This is a genomic window from Curtobacterium sp. ISL-83, assembly GCF_018613895.1.
In the GTDB taxonomy this organism is placed as follows: domain Bacteria; phylum Actinomycetota; class Actinomycetes; order Actinomycetales; family Microbacteriaceae; genus Curtobacterium.
On the sequence record NZ_JAGGPH010000009.1, the window covers coordinates 166,019 to 187,807 of the forward strand.

Annotated in this window: 18 protein-coding genes; 15 read left to right on the forward strand and 3 right to left on the reverse strand. The window is 71.6% G+C overall.

Annotated elements, in window-relative coordinates; all coding sequences use genetic code 11:
• The first annotated feature begins 27 nt into the window (after positions 1-27).
• From J7E22_RS08890 to J7E22_RS08935, 10 genes are all read left to right on the forward strand, one after another.
• The gene (locus J7E22_RS08890) at positions 28-573 is read left to right on the forward strand and encodes a hypothetical protein (RefSeq protein ID WP_214981083.1); all 546 of its coding nucleotides are present in this window, start codon (positions 28-30) and stop codon (positions 571-573) included.
• A complete protein-coding gene (locus J7E22_RS18200; protein WP_214981089.1) occupies positions 563-1,690 on the forward strand; it encodes a peptidoglycan-binding protein in 1,128 nt (375 codons plus the stop codon). The genes J7E22_RS08890 and J7E22_RS18200 overlap by 11 nt, the downstream gene beginning before the upstream one ends.
• A complete protein-coding gene (locus J7E22_RS08900) occupies positions 1,687-2,436 on the forward strand; it encodes an ABC transporter ATP-binding protein (protein WP_308159188.1) in 750 nt (249 codons plus the stop codon). The genes J7E22_RS18200 and J7E22_RS08900 overlap by 4 nt, the downstream gene beginning before the upstream one ends.
• A complete protein-coding gene (locus tag J7E22_RS08905) occupies positions 2,433-3,635 on the forward strand; it encodes an ABC transporter permease (RefSeq protein WP_214981091.1) in 1,203 nt (400 codons plus the stop codon). The genes J7E22_RS08900 and J7E22_RS08905 overlap by 4 nt, the downstream gene beginning before the upstream one ends.
• Positions 3,636-3,929: 294 nt before the next feature.
• A complete protein-coding gene (locus J7E22_RS08910; protein WP_214981094.1) occupies positions 3,930-5,255 on the forward strand; it encodes a sugar ABC transporter substrate-binding protein in 1,326 nt (441 codons plus the stop codon).
• A 3-nt stretch (positions 5,256-5,258) separates the two neighbouring features.
• Positions 5,259-6,308 (forward strand): carbohydrate ABC transporter permease, encoded by a 1,050-nt coding sequence (locus J7E22_RS08915; protein WP_214981098.1) that lies wholly within the window; start codon positions 5,259-5,261, stop codon positions 6,306-6,308.
• Positions 6,305-7,183, forward strand: coding sequence for a carbohydrate ABC transporter permease (locus J7E22_RS08920; RefSeq protein ID WP_308159189.1), 879 nt, complete (start codon positions 6,305-6,307; stop codon positions 7,181-7,183). The genes J7E22_RS08915 and J7E22_RS08920 overlap by 4 nt, the downstream gene beginning before the upstream one ends.
• Positions 7,184-7,288: 105 nt before the next feature.
• Positions 7,289-8,077, forward strand: coding sequence for a DeoR/GlpR family DNA-binding transcription regulator (locus J7E22_RS08925; RefSeq protein WP_214981100.1), 789 nt, complete (start codon positions 7,289-7,291; stop codon positions 8,075-8,077).
• Complete coding sequence (locus J7E22_RS08930) at positions 8,074-9,072, forward strand: 1-phosphofructokinase family hexose kinase (protein WP_214981103.1); 999 nt, start codon at positions 8,074-8,076, stop codon at positions 9,070-9,072. Before J7E22_RS08925 ends, J7E22_RS08930 begins: the two co-directional genes overlap by 4 nt.
• 71 nt (positions 9,073-9,143) lie before the next feature.
• Positions 9,144-11,234: a fructose-specific PTS transporter subunit EIIC gene (locus J7E22_RS08935; protein ID WP_214981104.1), complete on the forward strand. Its 2,091-nt coding sequence runs from the start codon at positions 9,144-9,146 to the stop codon at positions 11,232-11,234.
• Between the two features lie 265 nt (positions 11,235-11,499).
• On the opposite strand, the gene J7E22_RS08940 is transcribed toward J7E22_RS08935, so the two are convergent.
• On the reverse strand, positions 11,500-13,191 hold the full coding sequence (locus tag J7E22_RS08940; protein ID WP_214981107.1) for a beta-N-acetylhexosaminidase: 1,692 nt from the start codon (positions 13,189-13,191) through the stop codon (positions 11,500-11,502).
• A gap of 51 nt (positions 13,192-13,242) precedes the next feature.
• Between J7E22_RS08940 and J7E22_RS08945 the strand changes: the two genes are divergently transcribed.
• Together J7E22_RS08945 and J7E22_RS08950 are read left to right on the forward strand one after the other, a co-directional pair.
• A complete protein-coding gene (locus tag J7E22_RS08945; RefSeq protein ID WP_214981109.1) occupies positions 13,243-14,409 on the forward strand; it encodes an ROK family transcriptional regulator in 1,167 nt (388 codons plus the stop codon).
• Between the two features lie 49 nt (positions 14,410-14,458).
• Entirely contained in the window at positions 14,459-15,169 is a 711-nt protein-coding gene (locus tag J7E22_RS08950) for a DedA family protein (protein ID WP_214981111.1), read from the forward strand.
• A 19-nt stretch (positions 15,170-15,188) separates the two neighbouring features.
• Here the strand turns inward: J7E22_RS08950 and J7E22_RS08955 are convergent, their stop codons facing one another.
• Entirely contained in the window at positions 15,189-15,392 is a 204-nt protein-coding gene (locus J7E22_RS08955; RefSeq protein WP_214981112.1) for a DUF2945 domain-containing protein, read from the reverse strand.
• A 198-nt stretch (positions 15,393-15,590) separates the two neighbouring features.
• Between J7E22_RS08955 and J7E22_RS08960 the strand changes: the two genes are divergently transcribed.
• Positions 15,591-16,643, forward strand: coding sequence for a serine/threonine-protein kinase (locus J7E22_RS08960; RefSeq protein WP_214981114.1), 1,053 nt, complete (start codon positions 15,591-15,593; stop codon positions 16,641-16,643).
• Positions 16,644-16,690: 47 nt separating this feature from the next.
• On the forward strand, positions 16,691-17,314 hold the full coding sequence (locus J7E22_RS08965; RefSeq protein WP_214981117.1) for a phosphoribosylanthranilate isomerase: 624 nt from the start codon (positions 16,691-16,693) through the stop codon (positions 17,312-17,314).
• 62 nt (positions 17,315-17,376) lie between these two features.
• On the opposite strand, the gene J7E22_RS08970 is transcribed toward J7E22_RS08965, so the two are convergent.
• Complete coding sequence (locus J7E22_RS08970; RefSeq protein WP_214981120.1) at positions 17,377-18,135, reverse strand: HAD-IIB family hydrolase; 759 nt, start codon at positions 18,133-18,135, stop codon at positions 17,377-17,379.
• 200 nt (positions 18,136-18,335) lie between these two features.
• Here J7E22_RS08970 and J7E22_RS18205 point away from each other — a divergent pair, with 200 nt between their 5' ends.
• On the forward strand, positions 18,336-21,788 hold the full coding sequence (locus tag J7E22_RS18205) for an SdrD B-like domain-containing protein (protein ID WP_214981122.1): 3,453 nt from the start codon (positions 18,336-18,338) through the stop codon (positions 21,786-21,788).
• Position 21,789 lies beyond the last annotated feature (1 nt).

A 21,789-nucleotide genomic window follows, 5' to 3' on the forward strand; every position in this document is an offset into this window, starting at 1 on the left:
AAACAGGCGGTCCGGTGTGCTGGACGCATGCACATCACGACACGAACCACGTCGCACACCGCGACACGCACCACGACACGGACCAGGGCCGTCCTGGTGACGGCGATCCTGGCGGCGGTCCTGCCGCTGTCCCTGGCCTCCTGCTCGTCGGACTCCTCCGGTACCACCGCGGCCGAGGCGGTCAGCGGCGTCGGCACGAGGTGGGGTGCCTGCATGCGCGACGCGGGCTTCGACGTGCAGGACCCGTCGGACGAGATCGTCGAGCGCGGGGCGTACTCCCGGCCCGAGGGCGTCGACGCAGCGGGCTTCGACACGGCCGCGGCCGGCTGCTCGGAGCAGCTCGGGATCGAGGGCAGCAGCTCCGCCCAGAAGCAGCAGTGGGCCCGTCAGTACGACCAGGTCGCCTCGTGCGTCCGCGAGCACGGGTACGAGGACTACCCCGAGCAGCAGCCCGGCGCCCTCGACTTCAACCCGTCGAACTACCCTCGTGCAGCGGAACCGGGCTTCGAGAAGGTCACCGCGGAGTGCCTGCAGGAGTTCGCGCCCGACACGATCATGCAGGGTGGCAACTGATGGCGTGCTCCCGACGGGCGGAGCGCGCCCGATGAGCGGGATGGGGCGCCGGCGCGCTGTCATCGCGGTGCTCTGCGTCACCGGGGTGGCCGCGGCCGGTGTCGGCACGTGGGCCGTCCTCGACGCTCCGTGGTCGTCAGCCGCTGCAGCGGACACCGAACGGTCCGCGGCCGCTCCCGCCCGCGCGACCGCCCCGGTCACGAAGGGTGCGCTGGCGGACACGAAGGTGTTCGCGGGGGTGCTCGGGTACGGGGCGGCGTCCGGGGTCGCCGGCGTCGCGTCGGGCACACTGACCTGGTTGCCGCAGCCGGGAGACGTGATCCACCGGGACGAGCCGGTCTACGCGGTCGACGAACGGGCCGTCCGCTCGATGCACGGGACCACGCCGATGTGGCGCGACCTCGCGGTCGGGACGACGGGCGCCGACGTGCTGCAGCTCAACGAGAACCTCGCCGCCCTCGGGTACGACGTGTCCGTGGACCGGGTCTTCGGGAAGCGCACGCTCGCGGCCGTCGAACGCTGGCAGCGGGACCGCGACCACACCGTCACCGGGGTGCTCACGAAGGACGACGTCGTGTTCCTCGACGGTGACGTCCGCGTCGAGTCGGCGCCGGGGACCCTCGGGCAACCGGTGGACGGCGACGTTCTGACGGTGACGAGCACGAAGCAGGTCGTCACCGCGACCGTGCCCCAGCGTGACGCCGGACGCCTGGCCGTCGGCACCGCCGTGCGGCTGCTCGTGAACGGGACCGGCGACCCCGTCGACGGCACGGTCACCGATGCCGAGCCGGCGACGACGGAGCAGAACGGTGAGGTCGTGAACGTCACCGTGTCGTTCAACGCGGGTCGGCGGACGCTGCCCACCGCGGCGTCCGTGCGGGTCGAGGCGGTCGGGCAGACCCAGGACGGCATCCTGTCGGTCCCCGTCGCCGCGCTCGTCGCCGCCTCGGCGTCGGCGTCGGCGTCGGGGTCGGGGTCGTCGGGGTTCGCGGTCGACGTCGTCCGGCGTGACGGCACGACCAAGCGCGTCCCGGTCACCGTCGGGCTCGTGGCGGACGGTCGAGCCGCCGTCACCGGCGACGTCCACGCCGGTGACCGGGTGGTGGTGCCGTCGTGACCGCGTCGGCTCCGGACCGCGCGGTGCTCGCGCTGCACGAGGTGGTGAAGACCTACGGCGACGTCGGCGCGCTGCGCGGCGTGACGCTCGAGGTGGCGGCCGGGGAGCTCGTCGCGGTGGTCGGTCCGTCCGGCTCCGGCAAGTCGACGATGCTCAACGTCATCGGCACGCTCGACCGGCCGACCTCGGGCACCGTGACGATCGCGGGCAACGACGTCGGCAGCATGTCCGATGACGCCCTGTCCGCGCTGCGTGCCGAGCACATCGGGTTCGTGTTCCAGCACTTCCACCTGCAGGCCGGCGCGACGGCGGCGGAGAACGTCGCGGACGGGCTGCTCTACGCGGGCGTCGGCCGCCGCGCGCGACGGGAACGCGCCGTCGTGGCGCTCGAGCGGGTCGGCCTCGGCCACCGGGTCGACCACCGACCGCACCAGCTCTCCGGTGGCGAGCGGCAACGGGTGGCCATCGCACGCGCGATCGTCGGCGACCCGACGATCCTGCTCGCCGACGAGCCGACCGGGGCCCTGGACACGGCGTCGGGCGCGACGATCCTCGCGCTCCTGCGTGCCCTCAACGACGCGGGCACCACCGTGCTCGTGATCACGCACGACCTGGAACTAGCCGCGTCGCTGCCCCGGCAGGTCCGGATGCGGGACGGGTTGGTCGCCGAGGACTCCGCGGCACGGGACGGCGCGGTCGGCTCCGGTGCCCGAGCGCTCGCCGATGCGATCGGGTCCGCGGCGTGAGCGCGGGCAGCGGGACCGCCCGTCGCACGCTCGGGAGCGCTGACCTGTTCCGGCTCGGTGTCTTCGGCCTCCGGACCCGGCCCGGTCGGGTGGTGCTGTCCGCACTCGGGATCGCGATCGGCATCGCGGCGATGATCGCCGTGGTCGGGATCTCCACCTCGAACAAGGCGGCGCTCGATCGGGTGCTCGACGCGCTGGGCACGAACGTGCTGACGACGACCGAGGCCCAGGGGTTCAGCGACGTCCCACCCCTGCCGACGACGGCGGTCGACTCGGCGCGGCGGCAGGACGTCGTCGAGGCGGCCGCCGGGGTCGGGACGGTGACGGACGCCCGCGTGTACCGGAACCCGTTCGTCCCGCCGACCGAGACGAAGGGCATCGGGGTGATGGCCGTGCAGGGGGACGTCCCCGGCGTGCTCGGTGGCGAGGTCGTGTCGGGGCGCTGGATCGACGGCGCCACGGACGTGCCCGCCCAGGTCGTCCTCGGCGCGACGGCCGCCAGGAGCCTCGGCGTCGAGGAGATCGGTGCGGACACGAGGGTGTGGATCGGTGGACAGTGGGTGCAGGTCGTCGGGGTGCTCGGATCGCTGGCGCTCGCGGACGACCTGGACAACCAGGTGTTCGTCCCACCGGGCCTCGCCGGGTCGCTCGGGTACGACGGGCACCCGACCGCGGTGTACACCCGGGTGGACCCGGACCGGGTCGCGCCGGCACGGGACGTCCTGGCGCGGGCGATCAGCCCGGCGCACCCGCAGGACGTCGGCGTGACGCGACCCTCCGACGCCCTCGCCGCGAAGAACGCCACCGACGACTCGTTCACCGGGCTCCTGGTGGGGATCGGCGGCGTCGCGCTGCTGGTCGGTGGCATCGGGGTCGCGAACACGATGGTGATCACCGTGCTCGAACGACGTGCAGAGGTCGGTGTCCGGCGCGCGCTCGGTGCCCGGCGGCGGAACATCCGGGACCAGTTCCTCGTGGAGTCCCTGCTGCTGTCGTTCCTCGGTGGTGTCGCGGGCGTCGTGATCGGGTCGGGCGTGACGATCGCGTTCGCACTGGTCCAGGGCTGGCCGGTGGCGATCCCGCTGTGGGCGATCGCCGGCGGACTCGGGTCCACCGTCCTGATCGGTGGCGTCTCGGGGCTGTACCCGGCGGCGCGCGCCGCGCGGATCCCGCCGACGAGCGCGTTGGCGGCGGTCTGACGGGACCGCCCGGACACGACCACCCGGAGGCGACCGCCTGGAGGCGCGGTGCCGGTTCTCGGGACCGGCACCGCGCCTCCAGGCCGACCGCACGGAAACGGGCGCTGATCATGCCTGGTCATGACCAGCGCGTCAAGTGGTCTGCGTGTTCTGTTCCACATCCGTGATCCCGCAGAAACACGCGGATCACACGCCTCCACGAGGTGTCGATTGGTGGTTGACAACCCGGGGTCGAAGGTCTTCACTTGCCAATACGCAACGTCCTTTCATAAAGGTCGGACCAAGGGAGTCAACGTGACACGCACGCGTTTCGCCGCACTCGGTGCGCTCGCCCTCGCAGGCGCGCTCGCCCTCACCGGGTGCTCCGCCGGGAGCAATGCCGCTTCCGGTGGCGGCACGAAGGCCATCGGGACACCCGATGGCAAGGGCAAGACCATCACCGTCTGGATCATGAACGGCGACCTCAGCCCGAAGATCCTCGACGTCGCCGAGAAGCAGTTCACCAAGGCCACCGGCGCCAAGGTGAAGCTGCAGCTCCAGCAGTGGGACGGCATCACCACGAAGCTGACCACCGCGCTCGCCCAGCAGGACGCACCGGACGTCGTCGACCTCGGCAACACGCAGGTGCCGGTGTACGCGGCGACCGGCGGCCTGGCCGACCTCAGCCCCTACAAGAAGGAGCTCGCGGACGGGCAGACCTGGCTCTCCGGGCTCGAGGGCCCGGCGACGGTCGACGGCAAGCTCTACGGAGCCCCGCTGTTCGCCGGCAACCGCGCCGTCATCTACAACAAGAAGACCTGGGCGGACGCCGGGGTCACCGGGACGCCGACGACGTACGACGAACTGCTGCAGGACCTCGACAAGGTCAAGGCGGCGAACCCGCGTCAGGACTTCTCGACCTTCTACATGCCCGGGCAGTACTGGTACGCCGGGCTGCAGTGGGTGTGGGACGCCGGCGGGACGATCGCGACCGAGAAGGGCGGCAAGTGGACCGGGGGGCTCGACTCCGCCGACGCCGTGAAGGGGCTCACCGCCTGGAAGGACTTCCAGAACAAGTACTCGGCGAAGTCCACGCAGGACATCAACACCGACAAGCCGGCCGAGTCCGACATCTTCGCCCAGGGCAACACCTCGGCGATCCTCGGGTCGGCGTGGGAGATCGGTTCGATCACCACGGCCAAGCCCGCGCTGAAGGACCAGATCGGCACGTTCGCGATGCCGTCGCAGACCGCGGGCAAGACGCAGCCGGTGTTCCTCGGCGGCTCGGACCTCGGCATCCCGGCGAAGTCGCAGAACCAGGAGCTCGCGCGGTACTACATGAAGATCCTCACCTCGAAGAAGTTCCAGCAGGAGCAGGTCTTCGGCGTGGACGGGTGGGAGCCGAACTCGACCGGGCTGCTGTCGACCGTCGCCGGTGACGTCGACCCGCTGCACAAGCCGTACTTCGCAGCAGCGTCAACGAGCCGCCCGACGCCGGCGACCCCGGGGTGGGCGACGATCGAGGGGGACTCGTCCTTCCAGTCGATGTTCGCCGACATCGCGACCGGCCGGAAGACGCCGCAGCAATCGGCCGAGGGCTTCTCGAAGCACCTCACGACGGCGCTGAACGCGCAGCAGTAGTCGATGACCTCGACTGCTTCCACGGAGACCGGCTCGGCGGACCTCGCCGGGCCGGTCTCCGGCGGCACGTCCGGCTCCCGCACGCGGAGCCCGCGGGTGGCATCGGGGACGGGCCTGCCCCCGGGTGGGACGGGCGGGCGGGCGCCGCGCCGACGCTCCCCGATGGCGTCCCGCGCGCCGCTCGTGCTGTTCGCGCCGGCCGCCCTGCTCCTGCTCGCGCTGGTCGTCTACCCGCTCGTGCGGCTGATCGTCATCTCGTTCCAGGACTACGGCCTGCGGGCGATCTTCACCGGGCAGGCCGGGTTCGCGGGCTTCACGAACTACACGAACGTGCTGGCCGACGGCAGCTTCTGGCCGGTGATCCTGCGGACGATCGTCGTCACGGGGTCGATGGTCCTCGGCACGATCGTGATCGGCATGGCGGTGTCCCAGCTGCTCACCCGCCTCGGCACGGCCATGCGCACGGTCGTCAGCGTCGTGCTCGTGCTCGCCTGGGCGATGCCGAACGTGGCGTCGAGCCTGGTGTGGCAGTGGCTCTTCCAGCCGTTCTACGGCGTGCTCAACTGGCTCATCACGCAGCTGCGCGCCTTCGGCGACCACACCCAGGACAACTGGGCGTCGCACCCCGGGCAGGCGTACACGATCGTGCTCACGCTCGTGATCTGGCAGGCCGTGCCGTTCGTCGCGCTCACGCTCTACGCGGCGCAGTCGCAGATCGCGCCGGAGTACTACGAGGCCGGGTCGCTCGACGGGGCCACGACGTGGACGATGTACCGGGCGATCACGCTGCCCGCGCTCGCGCCGACGCTGCTGCTCGTCACGATCCTGTCCGTGATCTGGGACTTCAACGTCTTCAACCAGATCTGGCTGCTCACCCGCGGCGGTCCGGTGGACGCGACCCTCACCCTGGGCATCTGGACGTTCGTGAAGTCCTTCGTGTCGAACGCGTACGGGCAGGGCGCCGCCATCGCGGTGATCTCCACCGTCATCCTCGGCGCACTCACCAGCTACTACATCCGACGGCTCGTCCTGAGCGGGGAGGAGGACCTGTGACCCTGTCGACCTCGCGCACGTCGCGTGCACCACGGGCCGGGGGGACGCCGCGGAAGCGGAAGCCCCGCGTGCTCGCGAACACGCTGGCGGTGCTGTTCTGCCTGGTGTGGGTGTTCCCGATCTACTGGATGGTGAACACCGCGTTCAAGCCCGCCGACGAGGTCACGACCCTGTCGCCGATCTGGGCGCCGCTCCACCCGACGTTCGACAACTTCGTGCGGGCGCTCACGCAGCAGGGGTTCCTCGGCTACCTGCGGAACTCGACGATCGTGGTGGTGGCCGCCGTGCTGCTGTCGATCGTGGTGGGGTTCCTGGCCTCGGCGGCGCTCTCGCGCTTCCGGTTCCGCGGGCGGCGAGCGATCCTCGTCGCGATCCTGTTCGTGCAGATGATCCCGTCGGGGGCACTGCTCATCCCGCTGTTCCTGTCCTTCCAGTCCCTCGGGCTGCTGAACAGCTACATCGGGCTGATCCTGGCGTACGTCGCGAGCGTGCTGCCCTTCTCGATCTGGGTGATGCGCGGGTTCTTCGTCGCGGTGCCGATCGAGATCGAGGAAGCCGCCAAGGTGGACGGGGCGGGGACCGTCCGGATCCTGTGGAGCGTCCTGTTCCCGCTGGTGCTGCCCGGCGTGATCGCGACGAGCGTCTTCGCCTTCATCGCGGCGTGGAACGACTACCTGACCGCGTACGTGATGCTCAAGGACCAGGGGATGTACACGCTGCCGGTGTGGCTGGCCGCGTTCTCGACGAACAAGGGCACGGACTACGGCGGGTTGATGGCCGCGAGCGTGCTGTTCTCGTTGCCGGTCGTGGTCTTCTTCCTCATCGTGCAGCGGCGCCTGGTGAGCGGCATGACCGCCGGGGCCGTGAAGGGCTGAACCCGCTCCTCCTTCGTTTCCGTTGGTTTCGGGACGAGACACTTGCGTTCGTGTGGGAACCGGACGTACAGTTCTCGAAACCCACGGGAACGAAGGAGTTCGGGCATGTACGCAACCGAGCGACACGACGCGATCGCCGCCGCACTGCAGGCGGCCGGGCGGGTGTCCGTCGCCGACCTGGCCGAGCACTTCGACGTGACGACCGAGACGGTCCGCCGCGACCTCGGCACGCTCGAGGCCGCCGGGGTGCTCCGCCGCGTGCACGGTGGGGCAGTGCCCGCCGGGCGGTCGAGCGTCGTCGAACTCAGCGTCGCCGAGCGCGAGGGCCAGCACGGCAGCGCCAAGTCCGCGATCGCCCGAGCCGCGATGCAGTTCGTCCCGCCGACCTTCACCGGCTCGATCGCCCTCGACGCCGGCACCACGTGCGCCGCCGTCGCCACCGAACTCGCGGCGTGGGAGCCCGCGACGCCGGGATCGACCCTCACCGTGATCACCAACTCCGTCCCGATCGCGAGCACCCTGCAGCACAGCCCGCACGTGGAACTGCACCTGCTGGGTGGCCGGGTCCGTGGTGTCACGAGCGCGGCGGTGGGGACCGCCACGGTCGAGCAGATCGGAGCGCTGCGCCCCGACATCGCCTTCATCGGCACGAACGGGCTGTCCGCGGGCTTCGGTCTGAGCACCCCCGACGAGTACGAAGCGGCCGTCAAAGCCGCGTACGTCCTCGCCGCCCGCCGGAGCGTCGTGCTCGCGGACGCCGCGAAGCACGGGGTCGAGGCCCTGATGCGCTTCGCCCGACTCGATGAGATCGACACGATCGTCACCGACCAGGAGCCCCCCGCGGACCTCGCCGGTGCGCTCGCCGAGGCGGACGTCGAGGTGGTCGTCGCATGACCGCCGCGTCGTCGTCCCGCATCGTCACGGTGACCCCGAACCCGTCGCTGGACCGGACCATCGAACTCGCCGGTGAGCTCCAGCGCGGGGCGGTGCAGCGCGCGACCCGGTCGACCGCCGAACCCGGCGGCAAGGGTGTCAACGTGTCCCGGGTCATCGTGGCGAGTGGCGGGGACACCATCGCGGTGCTGCCCGGTGACGAGCTCGACCCGGTCCTCGTCGGCCTCGCGACCCGCGGCATCCCGACGGCCGCGCTGCCGATCGGTGCCCCGCTCCGCTCGAACGTGACCGTCACGGAGCCCACCGGGACCACCACGAAGCTCAACGAACCCGGCCCCTCGCTGGCCGGCCGGCTCGAGGACCTCGCCGCACTCGTCGCCGACACCGCGGCGGCGACCGCCACCGGTCCGGCAGCGCGGTGGGTCGTGCTCGCCGGGTCGTTGCCGCCCGGACTGCCGGACGACGCGCTCGCCGTCCTGGTCCGTGCCCTCCGCGCCCGCCACGGTGACGACGTCCGGATCGCGGTCGACTCCTCGGGCGTCCCGTTCACCGCGCTGCTGCAGTCCGGGGAACGGATCGACCTGGTCAAGCCGAACGCCGAGGAACTCGCCGAGGTCGTCGGCGGGGACCCGGACGCGTTCGAGCGGGACGTCGTCGTCGCCGCGCAGGCAGCTCGACGGCTGCGGGACAAGAACGTCGGCACCGTCCTGCTCACCCTCGGGAGCGCCGGCGCCGTGCTCGTGACCGAGACGGGGAGCTACGTCGCCGCGGCACCCCGGATCGTCGCCCGTTCCACCGTCGGCGCGGGCGACTCCGCGCTCGCCGGCTACCTGCTCGCCGAGGTCGCCGGGCGACCACCCGAAGACCGGCTCGCCCAGGCCGTCGCATCGGGAGCGGCCGCCGCCGGTCTCCCCGGCAGCGACGTGCCCGCCCTCGACCAGACCGACCCCGCGTCGATCACGGTCCGCGCACTGCCCGTCCCGGCAGCCGCCTGACCGTCCCTCCCGAACCACCCTTCAGACCCAGCACTGCCCGCGCCTCGGCGCCACTGCAAAGGAGCACCCCCATGTCCGCAGACACGAGTCAGCGCCTCATCAGCGTCCAACTCGTCGGCCTCGACGAGGACCTCGGCGCCACGTCGAGTGACGTCATCCGCGTCCTGGCCGACCGCGTCGCCGCCACCGGTCGCGCCGCCTCCGGCGAGACCCTCGCCGCGGACGCGATCAAGCGGGAGGCGTCGGTCGGCACCGGCGTCCCCGGCGGCATCGCGATCCCGCACGCCCGGTCCGCCTCGGTGACGAGCCCCACGCTCGCGTTCTCCCGACTGGCCCGGAAGGTGCCGTTCGGCGCTCCGGACGGCGATGCGGACATCGTGTTCATGATCGCGGTGCCCGAGGGTGCGGACAAGGACCACCTGACGGTCCTGTCCACCCTCGCCCGAGCGCTCATCCGTGACGATTTCACGGCGGCACTCCGCGCCGCGGTCACCCCGGAGGACATCGTCGACCTGGTCGACCGCGAGGTGAGCGGTGAGGTGTCGGATGCCGGCGTCGGGAACGCGAGCCGAGCCTCCAGTCCGTCGTCCGCGACCGGTGGCACCGCCGCCGGTGCCCCGGGCACCGCGCCGAAGAAGGTCTTCGTGGGTGTGACCGCCTGCCCGACGGGCATCGCCCACACCTACATGGCGGCGGACGCGCTCGTCGCCGCCGCCCAGCGCGCCGGTGCCGAGATGCACATCGAGACGCAGGGGTCCTCGCAGGTGGAGCCCCTCGACCCCGCGCTCATCGCCCGCGCCGACGCCGTCGTGTTCGCAGTCGACGTGGACGTGCGCGACCGCAGCCGGTTCGCCGGGAAGCCGCTCGTGTCCGGACCCGTGAAGCGCGGGGTCGACGAACCCGACAAGATGATCGCCGAGGCCATCCGGGCCGCCGACGACCCGAACGCTGTGCGCGTGCAGGGGGGCGCTCCCACCGGTGGTGAATCGACCGCGGGGAACGAGCACTTCGGTCAGTCGCTCAAGCGCTGGCTGCTCACCGGTGTCTCGTACATGATCCCGTTCGTCGCAGGCGGTGGGCTCCTCATCGCGCTCGGCTTCCTGTTGTCCGGGTACGGCATCGCGCTGACCCACGGGAACGACGGCGTCAACAACGCGGTCTACACGCTGCAGCACTACACGCTCCTGAACCTGCCGCCGCAGGGGCTGCTCTACTACCTCGGCGCTGCCGCCTTCCAGATCGGCGGCATCTCGCTCGGGTTCCTGGTGGCCGCGCTCGCCGGGTACATCGCGTACGCCATGGCCGACCGTCCGGGCATCGCGCCGGGCTTTGTCGCCGGGTCGATCGCCGTGTTCATGAACGCCGGGTTCCTCGGCGGTCTGGTCGGCGGTCTGCTCGCCGGTGCCACCGCGTACTGGATCGGACGCATCCCGGTCTGGCGCTGGCTGCGTGGCCTGATGCCCGTCGTGATCATCCCGCTGCTCGCGTCGATCGTCGCCTCCGGGCTGCTCCTGCTCGTGCTCGGCGGTCCGATCGCCTGGCTCATGACGCAGCTCACCGCGTGGCTGAACTCGCTCAACGGCACCTCGGTGATCCTGCTCGGCATCATCCTCGGCCTGATGATGGCGTTCGACCTCGGTGGGCCCGTGAACAAGGTCGCCTACGCGTTCGCCGTGGCCGGACTCGGAGCGGGCTCGGCGACGAACGTGGTGCCGTTCGAGATCATGGCAGCGGTCATGGGCGCCGGCATGGTCCCGCCGCTGGCCCTCGCGCTCGCCTCGACCGTCCTGTACCGCAAGGGCTTCACGAAGCCGGAGCGGGAGAACGGGAAGGCCGCGTGGTTGCTCGGTGCGTCGTTCATCTCGGAGGGTGCGATCCCGTTCGCTGCCGCTGACCCGCTGCGGGTCATCCCGGCGTCGATGGTCGGGGCTGCCGTGACGGGGGCGATCTCGATGGCCGCGGGGGTGACCTCGCGGGCACCGCACGGCGGGATCTTCGTCTTCTTCGCGATCGACTCGTTCGTGGTCTGGGTGCTCGCGATCCTGGCCGGCACGGTCGTCTCCGCGCTGGTGCTGGTCGGGCTGAAGAAGTGGGTGCGGCGGGCGCCGGCGTCCGAGGACGCCGTGGTGGGTGCCGACGACCGCGTGGCCGTCGCGGTCTAGGACCGACCACCTGACGGACGGGAGGCGCGGTGCCAGCTGGTACCGCGCCTCCCGTCCGTCTGTGGTGTCGGGACGGTCGGCCGGTGCCGGCGGCCGGTGCCGGCGACTGGTCCTGCCCTGGTGCGACGAGTGGGCGGAACACGCCGCGCGTCGGGTGGCGAGCGGGCGGGACACGTCGGCGGGAGCGGCCGAGCGTGACGAAGAGTGCCCGCTCGCGCTGGGGCTCGGGGCGGGTGCGCACCCACCCGCCCCGCCTCGCCTCGGTCTACTCGGCGATGTTCGCCGTGACCGCGTCGATGTAGGCCGCGCGCTCCTCGCGCGAGTGCGGGCGCCCCGGTACCCCCGGACGCTGCTCCCACGGGAACGGACCGGCCTCGTGCCGGTACTGGATGCCCATGGCCTCGAGCCTCGCGGTGTGCTCAGCGAGCCGTCCGCGGAACTCCGCGAGATCGCGCGGCCCGGTGACGTCGGCCGACCAGAGCGCCTCGGCCAGGGCGGCGACGCGGGGGAAGAGCATGTAGTCGAGCCGGCGCGCGGAGTCCACGTGTTCGGTCCACATGTTGCCCTGGCCGCCGATGATGTGGGCCCGTTCGGCCTCGGTGAGCCCGGACGGCACCGGGTCGAACGCGAACACGTCGTCGACGGTCAACACGATCGACACCGGGATCGGTTCGGTGTCGAGGTCGCTCTGCCGGTAGTCGAGGTACGCCTGGTCATCGGGCACCGAGATGACGTCGTGCCCGCGCTTCGCCGCCGTGACCGCGCCACGGAGCCCGCGCCACGACACGATCGTCGCCGACTTCGACAGCGTGCCGCCCTCGAGGATCTCGTCCCACCCGAACGCTCGGCGGCCGTGCGACTCGACGTGCGCCGCGAGCTGGCCGATGATCCAGGCCTGCAGTTGTTCCTCGTCCGCGAGGCCGAGCTCGCGGATGCGGTCCTGGGTGCGCGAGTCCTCGATCCACTGGACCTTCGGGCACTCGTCACCGCCGATGCCGATGTAGTCGCTCGGGAACAGGGCGACCACCTCGTCGAGGACGTCCTTGAAGAACTCGATCGTGGCGTCGTCGGCGTTCAGGACGTCGTCCGCGATGCCCCACTCGGTCCAGACCTCGACCGGACGCTCGGGGTGCACGCCGAGTCGGGGGTAGGCGGCCAGTGCGGCGCGCACGTGCCCCGGCGTCTCGATCTCGGGGACGACGGTGACGAACCGGTCGGCGGCGTACGCGACGATCTCGCGGATGTCGTCCTGCGTGTAGTACCCCCCGTGGGGACGGCCGTCGTACGACTGCACGTGGAGGACCCCGTCGGCGTCCGGCACGTGCGCGCCGACCTGGGACTCCTTCCGCCACGAGCCGATCTCGGTCAGCAGCGGGTACTTGCGGATCTCGATGCGCCACCCCTGGTCCTCGGTGAGGTGGAAGTGCAGGCGGTTGAGCCGGTGCGCGGCGAGCTGGTCGATGACCCGCATGACCTCGTGCTTCGTCCGGAAGTGCCGGGCGACGTCGAGCATCACGCCGCGCCAGGCGAACGCCGGGGCGTCCTCGACCGTGGTCGCCGAGACCGTCCACGGCCCCTCGCCGACGCGGCCGTGCCGGTACACGTCGGCCGGCAGCAGCTGCAGGAGGGCCTGGACGCCGTAGAAGACCCCGGCGGGCGATCCGCCCGTGATCGTCACGCCGTCCGTGGTCACGACGAGCCGGAAGGACTCGGACCGGTCGGCGCCCGGACCGGACGGCAGGGTCTCGTCCTGCTCGACGCGCAGGGCGATCACGTCCGGCCCGGTTCCCGCGCCGTCAGCGGCGTCGCGGACCGGCAGCCCGGTCGATCCCCGGAGCGTCTGCTGCAGGTACAGTCGGACCGACTCGGTCGCCGCATCCGCAGCGATGCGCGTCGACGGAGTGAGCTCGAAGGCGCCGGAACCGGGTTCGGTTCGGCGCGGTCGCGGGATGAGCATGTCGCGGTCCACCATTCCTCAATGACCTTTCGTAATATGGAGGCTATGGCCGTGAGCGAGAACCTGTCAACGCTCCCGTCCGGCGTCGTCGGCAGCACGCCGGGCATGCTCCGGCTCATCAACTCGCGCGCGATCCTCGCCGAGCTCTTCCGCGACGACACCTCGCACACGGTGACCGAGCTGAGCCGCACGGTGGGCCTGTCCCGTCCGACGGTCGAAGCGGCGCTGGCCGACCTGGTCGACGAGGGGTGGGTGACGGAGGCCGAGGTCATCGCGACCCCGAACAAGGCGGGGCGTCGGGCGAAGCGGTTCCGCGCCGACGCGTCCGCCGGGGCGCTGCTCGGCGTGGACCTCGGGCTGCACGGCATCGTCGGCATCCGGTCCGACCTGCGCGGCGAACCGCTCGCCCGGGTGGAGGAGGTCTACACCGACCTCGCGTCCGCCGACCAGGCATGGGACAGCGTGCAGGACGTCGTCCGCCGGCTCACCGAGGGCATCGACCGGTCCCGGTTGCTCGCCGCGACCTTCGGCGTCCCGGCCGTCGTCGACCGCGATGGCGCGATCGACTACACCGTGGCCGTGCCGGAGTGGGTGGAGCGCCGGGTGCCCGGGCGGATCGAGGACCTGTTCCCGGACGCGGCGACCTTCTTCGACAACGACGCGAAGCTCGCCGCCACCGCCGAAGCGATGTGGGGACGCTTCCAGGGCGTCCGCGACGGGCTGTACCTGGTGATGGGTCGCCAGATCGGGGCGGCCTACGTGATCGACGGTGCGCTGGCGCGCGGTGCGCGCGGGGCCGCCGGCGAGATGGGCGGTCTGGATGCGACCGGCTGGCCGGCCGCACCCGCCCGACTGGAGGCGCGACTCCCCGCCGGCACGGACCTCGAGTCCGTCCTCGCCGCGGCCCGGCAGGGGACCGGCGCTGCAGCGGAGGCGGCGGCGGACGTCGTCCGCGCCTTCGCAGCGGACGTCGCACCCGGCGTCGTGCAGCTGATCGCGACGATCGACCCGGAGGTCGTCGTGGTCGGCGGTGAGGTCCTGCCCGCCGCCGAGGTGTTCTGCAGCGCGCTGTCGGAACTCGTCACGCCGCATCTCCGGCACCCGGTCGAGATCGTGCCGTCGACCGTCGGTCGCGACGCCGTCGCCCGCGGCGCCCTGGCGCGGTCGCTCGCGCACGTCCGGGCGTCGCACATGGGGTTGGACGGCCGGCTGGGCTGAGCCGTGCCGCGCGCGCCTTCCTGTCAGGCTGCTCAGGGATAGTGGCGGCATGACGACTGCCATCGCCACGACCACGTCCGCCGCCGCGGGTGACCCCGAGATGGGTGGGCTGTCCGGCCTGGTCCTCCGCCTCATCGACACGATGGGGGAGTGGGGCGTCGCGCTGATGCTCTTCGTCGAGACCGTGTTCCCCCCGATCCCCTCGGAGGTCATCCTGCCGCTCGCGGGATTCCTCGGCGGCGCGGGGCGCATGAACCTGCCGCTCGTCCTCGTGCTCGCGACGCTCGGCTCGACCCTCGGCGCGCTGGTGCTCTACTGGCTCGGCGCCGTCATCGGGTTCGACCGCACCGCCCGCTGGCTCGGCCGGTTGCCGCTCGTCGACGAGGCCGACTTCCGGAAGGCCGCGGCCTGGTTCCACCGGCACGGACGCAGCGCGGTCTTCTTCGGCCGACTCGTCCCGATCGTGCGCAGCCTGATCTCGCTGCCCGCCGGCGCGGACCGGATGAACCTGTGGTCGTTCTCGCTGCTCACGGTGCTCGGGTCCGGTCTCTGGAACAGCGTGCTCGTGCTCGGCGGGGCCGCCCTCGGGACGCAGTACGACCGCGTCGAGTCCTACACGGCGTGGATCGACCGTGCGCTGTACGTCGTCATCGCGGTGCTCCTGGTCGGCTTCGTGGTGCGCCGGGTCCGTCGTGGGCGTCGGGAGCGGGCCGAGCGCGGAGCCCGCGGGCGACGGCGTGCCGAGCCCGCGGGCGACTGAACCGCGCGATGACGGTCGGTCACGCCTTCGTGAGGGCGGATTCCTTGTGCGCCGCGCGCTTGCCCGACTTCGCGGACTCGACGATCCAGAACGGATCGTCGTCGGTCGGCGTGAAGTGCTGCCCGTCGAACTGGAAGTCCTTCGTCTTCTGTTCGATCAGCGTTCCGGTGGTCGTGCCCTGCGAGGTGTTCCAGTGCACCTCGTCACCCTTCGACAGTGCCATCGTCGTCCTCCTTGCGTGATCGCTCACTCTGTGGAGGCCCGACCGTACCCCGATGCATCCGCATGAACACAGGGAACTACGGCCGATCACGATGTCGTAACGCCCCTGCGGGCACGCGAGCGGGCGCGTACCGTACTGCGTGAGTCACCTCGCTGGCAACTGCCGCGGTCATCGACTCTCGACGGAACGACGAACACCATGACCCTGCTCGGCAACGTGCGGACGGAGACGGTCCTCTCCGGTCGGTACCGGCTCGTGAAGCTCATCGGCACGGGCGGCATGGGCACGGTGTACGAAGCGCGGGACGAACACACGTACCGTGCGGTCGCCGTCAAGCTGTTCGCGACGCCCGACGCGATGACCACCGCCGATCGTGTCCGCCAGGAACGCGAGATCCGACTGCTCAGCATGCTGTCCCACCCGGGGCTCGTGCCGCTCTACGACGCCGGCACCCACGAGTTCGACGACGGGCCGCACCGCTTCATCGTGATGGAGCTCATCGCGGACACCACCCTGCTCCGGCGGCTGGCCGGCGGAGCGCTGCACGCCTACGAGGTGGCGGACCTCGGTGCGCAGCTCGCGGACGCGCTCGCCTACGTGCACTCGCGGGGCATCGTGCACCGTGACGTGAAGCCGGCGAACATCCTGATCAACGACGAGGGCGCCTCCGGGTTCGTCCGGACCGTCAAGCTCACCGACTTCGGCGTCGCCCACTTCGTCGACGGCTCCCGGTTGACGAACGACGGCACGATCATCGGCACGGCCGCGTACCTCAGCCCCGAGCAGGTCGCGGGTGAGCCGATCGGCTTCGCGACCGACGTGTACTCACTCGGACTCGTGCTGCTCGAAGCGCTGACCGGCAAGCAGGAGTACTCCGGCACCCTGATCGAGGCCGCGCTCGCCCGGCTGCGCCACGACCCCGAGATCCCGGCGGACATCGCTCCCGAGTGGCGGGACCTGCTCGGTCGGATGACACACCGGAACCCGGACCGCCGTCCGACCGCCGTCGCCGTCGCCAGTGCGCTCCGCGGTGGTGCGACCCAGATCACCGGGCCGGTGCCGCTCGGCCCGGCACGCGCGGACCACAAGCGGGAGCACCGCCTGCACCGTGCCGCACACCGGCACGCGAAGCGCGGCACGTTCTCGCTCGCGACGCGCTGGCGTCGGCGGAACGTCCTGGTCGGGTCCTTCGCGACGTTCGGCGTGCTGGTGGCCTGCAGCGCCGCCTACGTGGCCGGCCTGCTCCACTGACACGAGGACGGACCCGAGCGTCACCGGTTTCGGGCAGGATGGACCGCATGACCGACCAGCGATGGATCAAGATCTGCGGGCTGTCGACGGCCGAGACCGTGGACGCCGCCATCGACGCGGGCGCTGACGCGGTCGGGTTCGTGTTCGCGGCCGGCAGCCCCCGGACGGTGACCGCCGACCTGGCGAAGGAGCTCGTCGAGCGCGTCCCGGACGGCATCGACGCGGTCGGTGTCTTCCGCGACCAGGAGATCGACGAGATCGTCGGCATCGCCTCCGCCGTCGGGCTCACCACCCTGCAGCTCCACGGCGGCGAGTCCGCGACGGACTTCGCCCGGGCGCGCGACGCCGGGTTCTTCACGATCCGTGCGGTCGCGGCCGAGACCTACCTGCGCGAGAGCGCCGAGGAGCGCGCCGCCTACGACCACGACCTGCTGCTGCTCGACGCCGAGGTCCCCGGGAGCGGCCGGCTCATCGACCCCGCGAAGGTCACCGGCACGATCGACGAAGCGTGGATCCTGGCGGGCGGGCTCACCCCCGCGAACGTCGTGGCCGCGGTCGAGGCCATGGACCCGGACGGCGTCGACGTCTCGAGCGGCGTCGAGTCGGAGCGTGGCGTCAAGGACGTCGCGAAGATCCGCGCCTTCGTCGAGGCCGTCCGCAGCATCTCCTGACGCGTCCGTCCGTCTCCTGACGGGGCTGGTGCCAGGCCGCACCGCGCCTCCCGTCCGCCTGCTCAGCGGAGGGTCGGGATGAGCTCCGTCAGGAACACGTCGGTGTCCTCCCAGCCCGTCACCGCGTGGCAGGGGACGCCGAGGGCCTTCACCGGGTAGTCGTTGCCCTCCGGGTCGAGGCGGTCGCCGACGAAGAGCATGTCGTCCAGCGCGATGCCCGTGATCTCGGCGAGCCGCTGCATGCCGTACGCCTTGTCGATGCCCTTGCGCGTGATGTCGATGCTCGTCGAGCCGCCGGAACGGACCTCGAGGTCGGGCAGCTGGGCCTGCACGAGGCGACGGAGCTCGTCCTTCTTCGCACCCGTCGGGTCCCACTGCTTCTTCACGTCCACCGGCGCGGCCTGACCGAGTGCGGAGAACGTGATCTGGGACCCACGGTCCTCGAGGATGGCGCCCCACGTCCGGTCCTCCCAGTACCCGGCGGCCTTCGCCTCGCGCTCGACGACGGCGAGGGCGAGGGACTTCTGCTCGTCGGTCAGGTCCTCGGCGTACTGCAGGGCCCAGTCGTCGCCCGACCAGCGGTAGTAGCGGGTCCCGCAGGTGGGCAGCAGGTGCAGGTCGTCGAGCCGGAGCCCGTCGCGCTGCCGCAGCGGGGTCACGAGCTGCTGCTCGAACTGCTGGAAGTTGCCGCCGGAGATCACCGCGACCGGCACGACCTCGAGCAGGGACGCGAACGTCTCGAGCATCCGGGGGTCGAGCGGGGACTTCGAGGGGGCGAGCGTGTCGTCCAGGTCGAAGGCGACGAGTCGGGGCGTGGTCATGTCCACGATCCTGCCAGACCTCGGCGATCCGGCCCGCACCGCGATGGCGCGGTCGGAACGTGGGACATGGTGAGATATAAATACAGAATGTGAATTCCTGGCGTGGAAGCGGTAATGCGATTTGCATTGTCCTGCCGCTTCGAATTGTCATATTCACAATCCAACGTATTCACGGGCACGTCCATCGCTCCCTGATCGTCGTGCCGATCGTCCTGGAGACCACCATGCGCATCCGCCCCACGACACGCTCCAGCGTGTCGACACTCGCCGTGCTCGGTGTGGTCCTCGGCGTCGCGGGGCCTCCGGCCTCGGCGAACGCCCTGGTCGCCACGCCGGAGCACCGCCCCGCGTCGGGCCGTGTCGGGCTCGCGCTCGAAGTCGTCGAGGACGGCCGCGGACCCTTCACCCCGAACGACGAACCCGGTGGGGACGCCTCGGGGTCGAACGGCGTCGTCCGCACGCTCGACGCGATCACCTACCGGGTGACCATGAACTCCACCGACGGGGCGAGCTCCAACGAGCGGTTCACGCTGACCGCGCCGACGGGCACCCGATGGGCCGGGGTCCCCGCGACCTGCACGGGTCCGGGTTCGACGATCGACGACCGCGACCTCGTCTGCAACCTCGGGACCGTCGCCGAGGGCCAGGCCGTCGCGGTCCCAGCCGTGCTCACGGTCTCCGGCGACCTGCACCACGGCGATCGCATCACGGTCTCCGCGACGGGGACGGCGGATGATGCCGGGGGCGCCGACGTCACCGCGGTGTCGCCGCCGACGGTCGTCTCGGCAGCGGCGCGCTACAACCTCAGCAAGAACATCGTCGGGTCGCAGTTGCGGACGGACGTGACCGGACCCGACGGGGCGACGAAGGGCGTGCAGCTCGTCTACCCGATCGCGGTCGACTGGGAACCCGTGGTCGCGGGTCAGGGACTCCTCGGGTTCGAGCGGAGTTCCGGTCGGATGACGTTCCGAGACGACGTCTCGGAGATCCTCGGCGCCCTGCCCGCCGACGCACGCCTGTGGAACGGGGGTGCTCCGGCCTGCGGGGTCAACGCGCTCACCGACTGGCGGTTCAGCCAGCTGCCGGGCGGCCGTGGGGGAACCGCGAACAGTGTCGTGGACTCCGGGACGATCGACTGCGCGCAGCCGGCTCCCGGTGCGCCGGTGGACGTGACGATCACGGGCGCGGTCACGGACCCGACGCACCTCCCGTCGGAGGGGATCGCCGGCGCGCTCGTCACGAACGACCGCGCGTACGTCGTCTCGGGGTACCTGAGCCTGTGGATGCCGACGCCGCCGGACAACACGAGCGTCGAGTCGAAGAACGTGTACAGCGCACTGCAGACCACGTCGACGGGTGGTGCGCAGAACTTCCCGGGCGGCACCGAGCCGTTGGGTGACAACACCGCCACCCGGAACCTCGTCGAGCTCCTCCCGGGGGGCGTGGGCAAGGTGATCGCCCGCCCGCTGGAAGGGGGCTCCGTCGGTGCAGGATCGGCGAAGGACGGCGATCCCTGGATCACCCCCGGTCAGCAGGTCCGGAGTCATGTGACCGCGACCAACAACGGCCTCGGCGCTTGGTCGAACGCCGTCCTCTGCGACACGTTCGACCGGCACACACAGCGGCTGAGCACGATCAACGGTGTCGCCGCGTGGACGAGTCGGTTCCCGGGTGCGCGGGTCCAGTTCGCGGCGTACGACATGGCCGACCCGGCCGAGGGGCAGCAGCACGAATGCGGGGACGCCGACGGCCCCTGGTTCGACACGCCAGAGGCGGTCCCCGGCGGGGCCGATGCCGTCGGCGCCGTCCGTGCCGTCGGTGACGTCCGTGGCGGCGCGGCCGTCAACCTGTTCGCCGCGATGGAGATCAGGGACGCCCCGAACGGCACCAGAGCCCGCGACTTCGGACACGCGTCGCTCGGCGATCGCGACCCGCGGTGGATCCACGACGACCACGATCCGTCACTCGGCGCTGGACGGCTCGCCGACAGCGTCCTCGTGACCGAGAACCTCGCCCGGGTCACGAAGAAGGTCATCGACCCGGGGCACGACGCGTCGGACACCCCGGACGAGACGAGCGTCGCGGTGGCGGGCAGCACCGTCGACTACGCGCTCTACCCGTCGCTGACGAACGGCAACGCCGCGGGCAAGCCGACCGAGGTGACGGTCCGCGACGTCCTGCCGCTGCACAGCACCTTCGTCGCGGGCAGCGCTTCGACGACGCCGACCGCGGTGGACACCGTCGCCGACGCGGACGGCCAGGAGCACCAGCGACTCGTCTGGCGGCTCACCGACGTCGCGCCGAACACGACCATCGCGCCCCTGACCTACACGGTGGCGGTGTCGGGGATCGCCCCCGCCGGCTCGTTGCGCAACCAGGTCACGATCGAATCGCCGACGGACAAGTCCGACCTCGCGTACCGCAACGCCGTGCGCGCGGTCCAGGTCGTCACCCCCGGCGGCATCGGTGTCGAGAAGACGGCGATCAACCCGGTCGTCGTCGACGGGGACCGGCTCGAGTGGTCGCTCGGGTACACCAACACGGACGGCGAGGCGGCGCACGACGTCGACCTGATCGACGTGCTCCCCCACCAGGGTGACGGGAACGGTTCCGCGTTCCACGGTTCCGTCGGGCTGGCCGAACCCGTCCGGATCGACGCCGGCGCGGACGAGCGCGTGGTGTACACGGCGGCGACGCCCTCGACCATCGCGTTCGACGGCGACGACCCCTCGAACCAGCCGGGTGGGTCGACGACGTGGTGCGCCGAAGCCGAGCTCGGCACGGCTGGCTGTCCCGCGACGCTCGCGGAGGTGACCGCCGTGCGCGTCCTGCGGGGGGCACCGGTCGCACCGGGTGCCGTCGTGATGCACCGGGTGTCGTTGGCCACGACGGGCGCATCCGACCAGGACACGTACACGAACCGCTTCGGGCTCCGCGCGTCCAACCTGGCGCTCCCGGTGCAGTCGAACCCGGCCACCATCCGGGTGGTGTCCGGCTCGATCGGTGACCGCGTGTGGGCGGACGACGATGCAGACGGGCTGCAGGACGACGACGAACCCGGGGTCGGCGGGGTGCCCGTCCACCTCGGTGGGACGGACGACCGTGGAGCGGACGTCGTCCGTGACACCAGGACCGACGCCGACGGCCGCTACCGGTTCGACGGCCTGCGACCCGGGGCCTACGTCGTGACCTTCACCGCCCCGGACGGTCGGGGCTTCACTGCGGAGCACGCGGGGACCGACGGAGCGCTCGACTCCGACGCGGATCCCGCCGGCCGCACCGCGACGGTCGACCTGTCGACCGAGGTGTCCGAGGTCGGGGCGCTCGACGGTGTCCAGCGCCTCACGACCATCGACGCCGGTGTGCTGCCGGGTGCGCCCGTGGATCCCGTCGGTCCCGGTGTCCCCGGGGACGACGGCGCGTCGGGCAGTGGGCACCCGTCGGGGACGGGGGCTGCCGGCGACGCCGGCGCGCACCCGGCACCCGTCTCGGATGGGGACCGCGGTGCCGGTGCTCGTGGGGCGCTCGCGTTCACGGGCACCCAGGGCCTCGAGCTCCTGACGGCCGGGGCCGTGCTCCTGCTCCTGCTCGGGCTGCTGCTGGTCGGCGCGCGCCGACACACCCTGCGAGGGCACGCGCGTCGAGGCCGCTGAC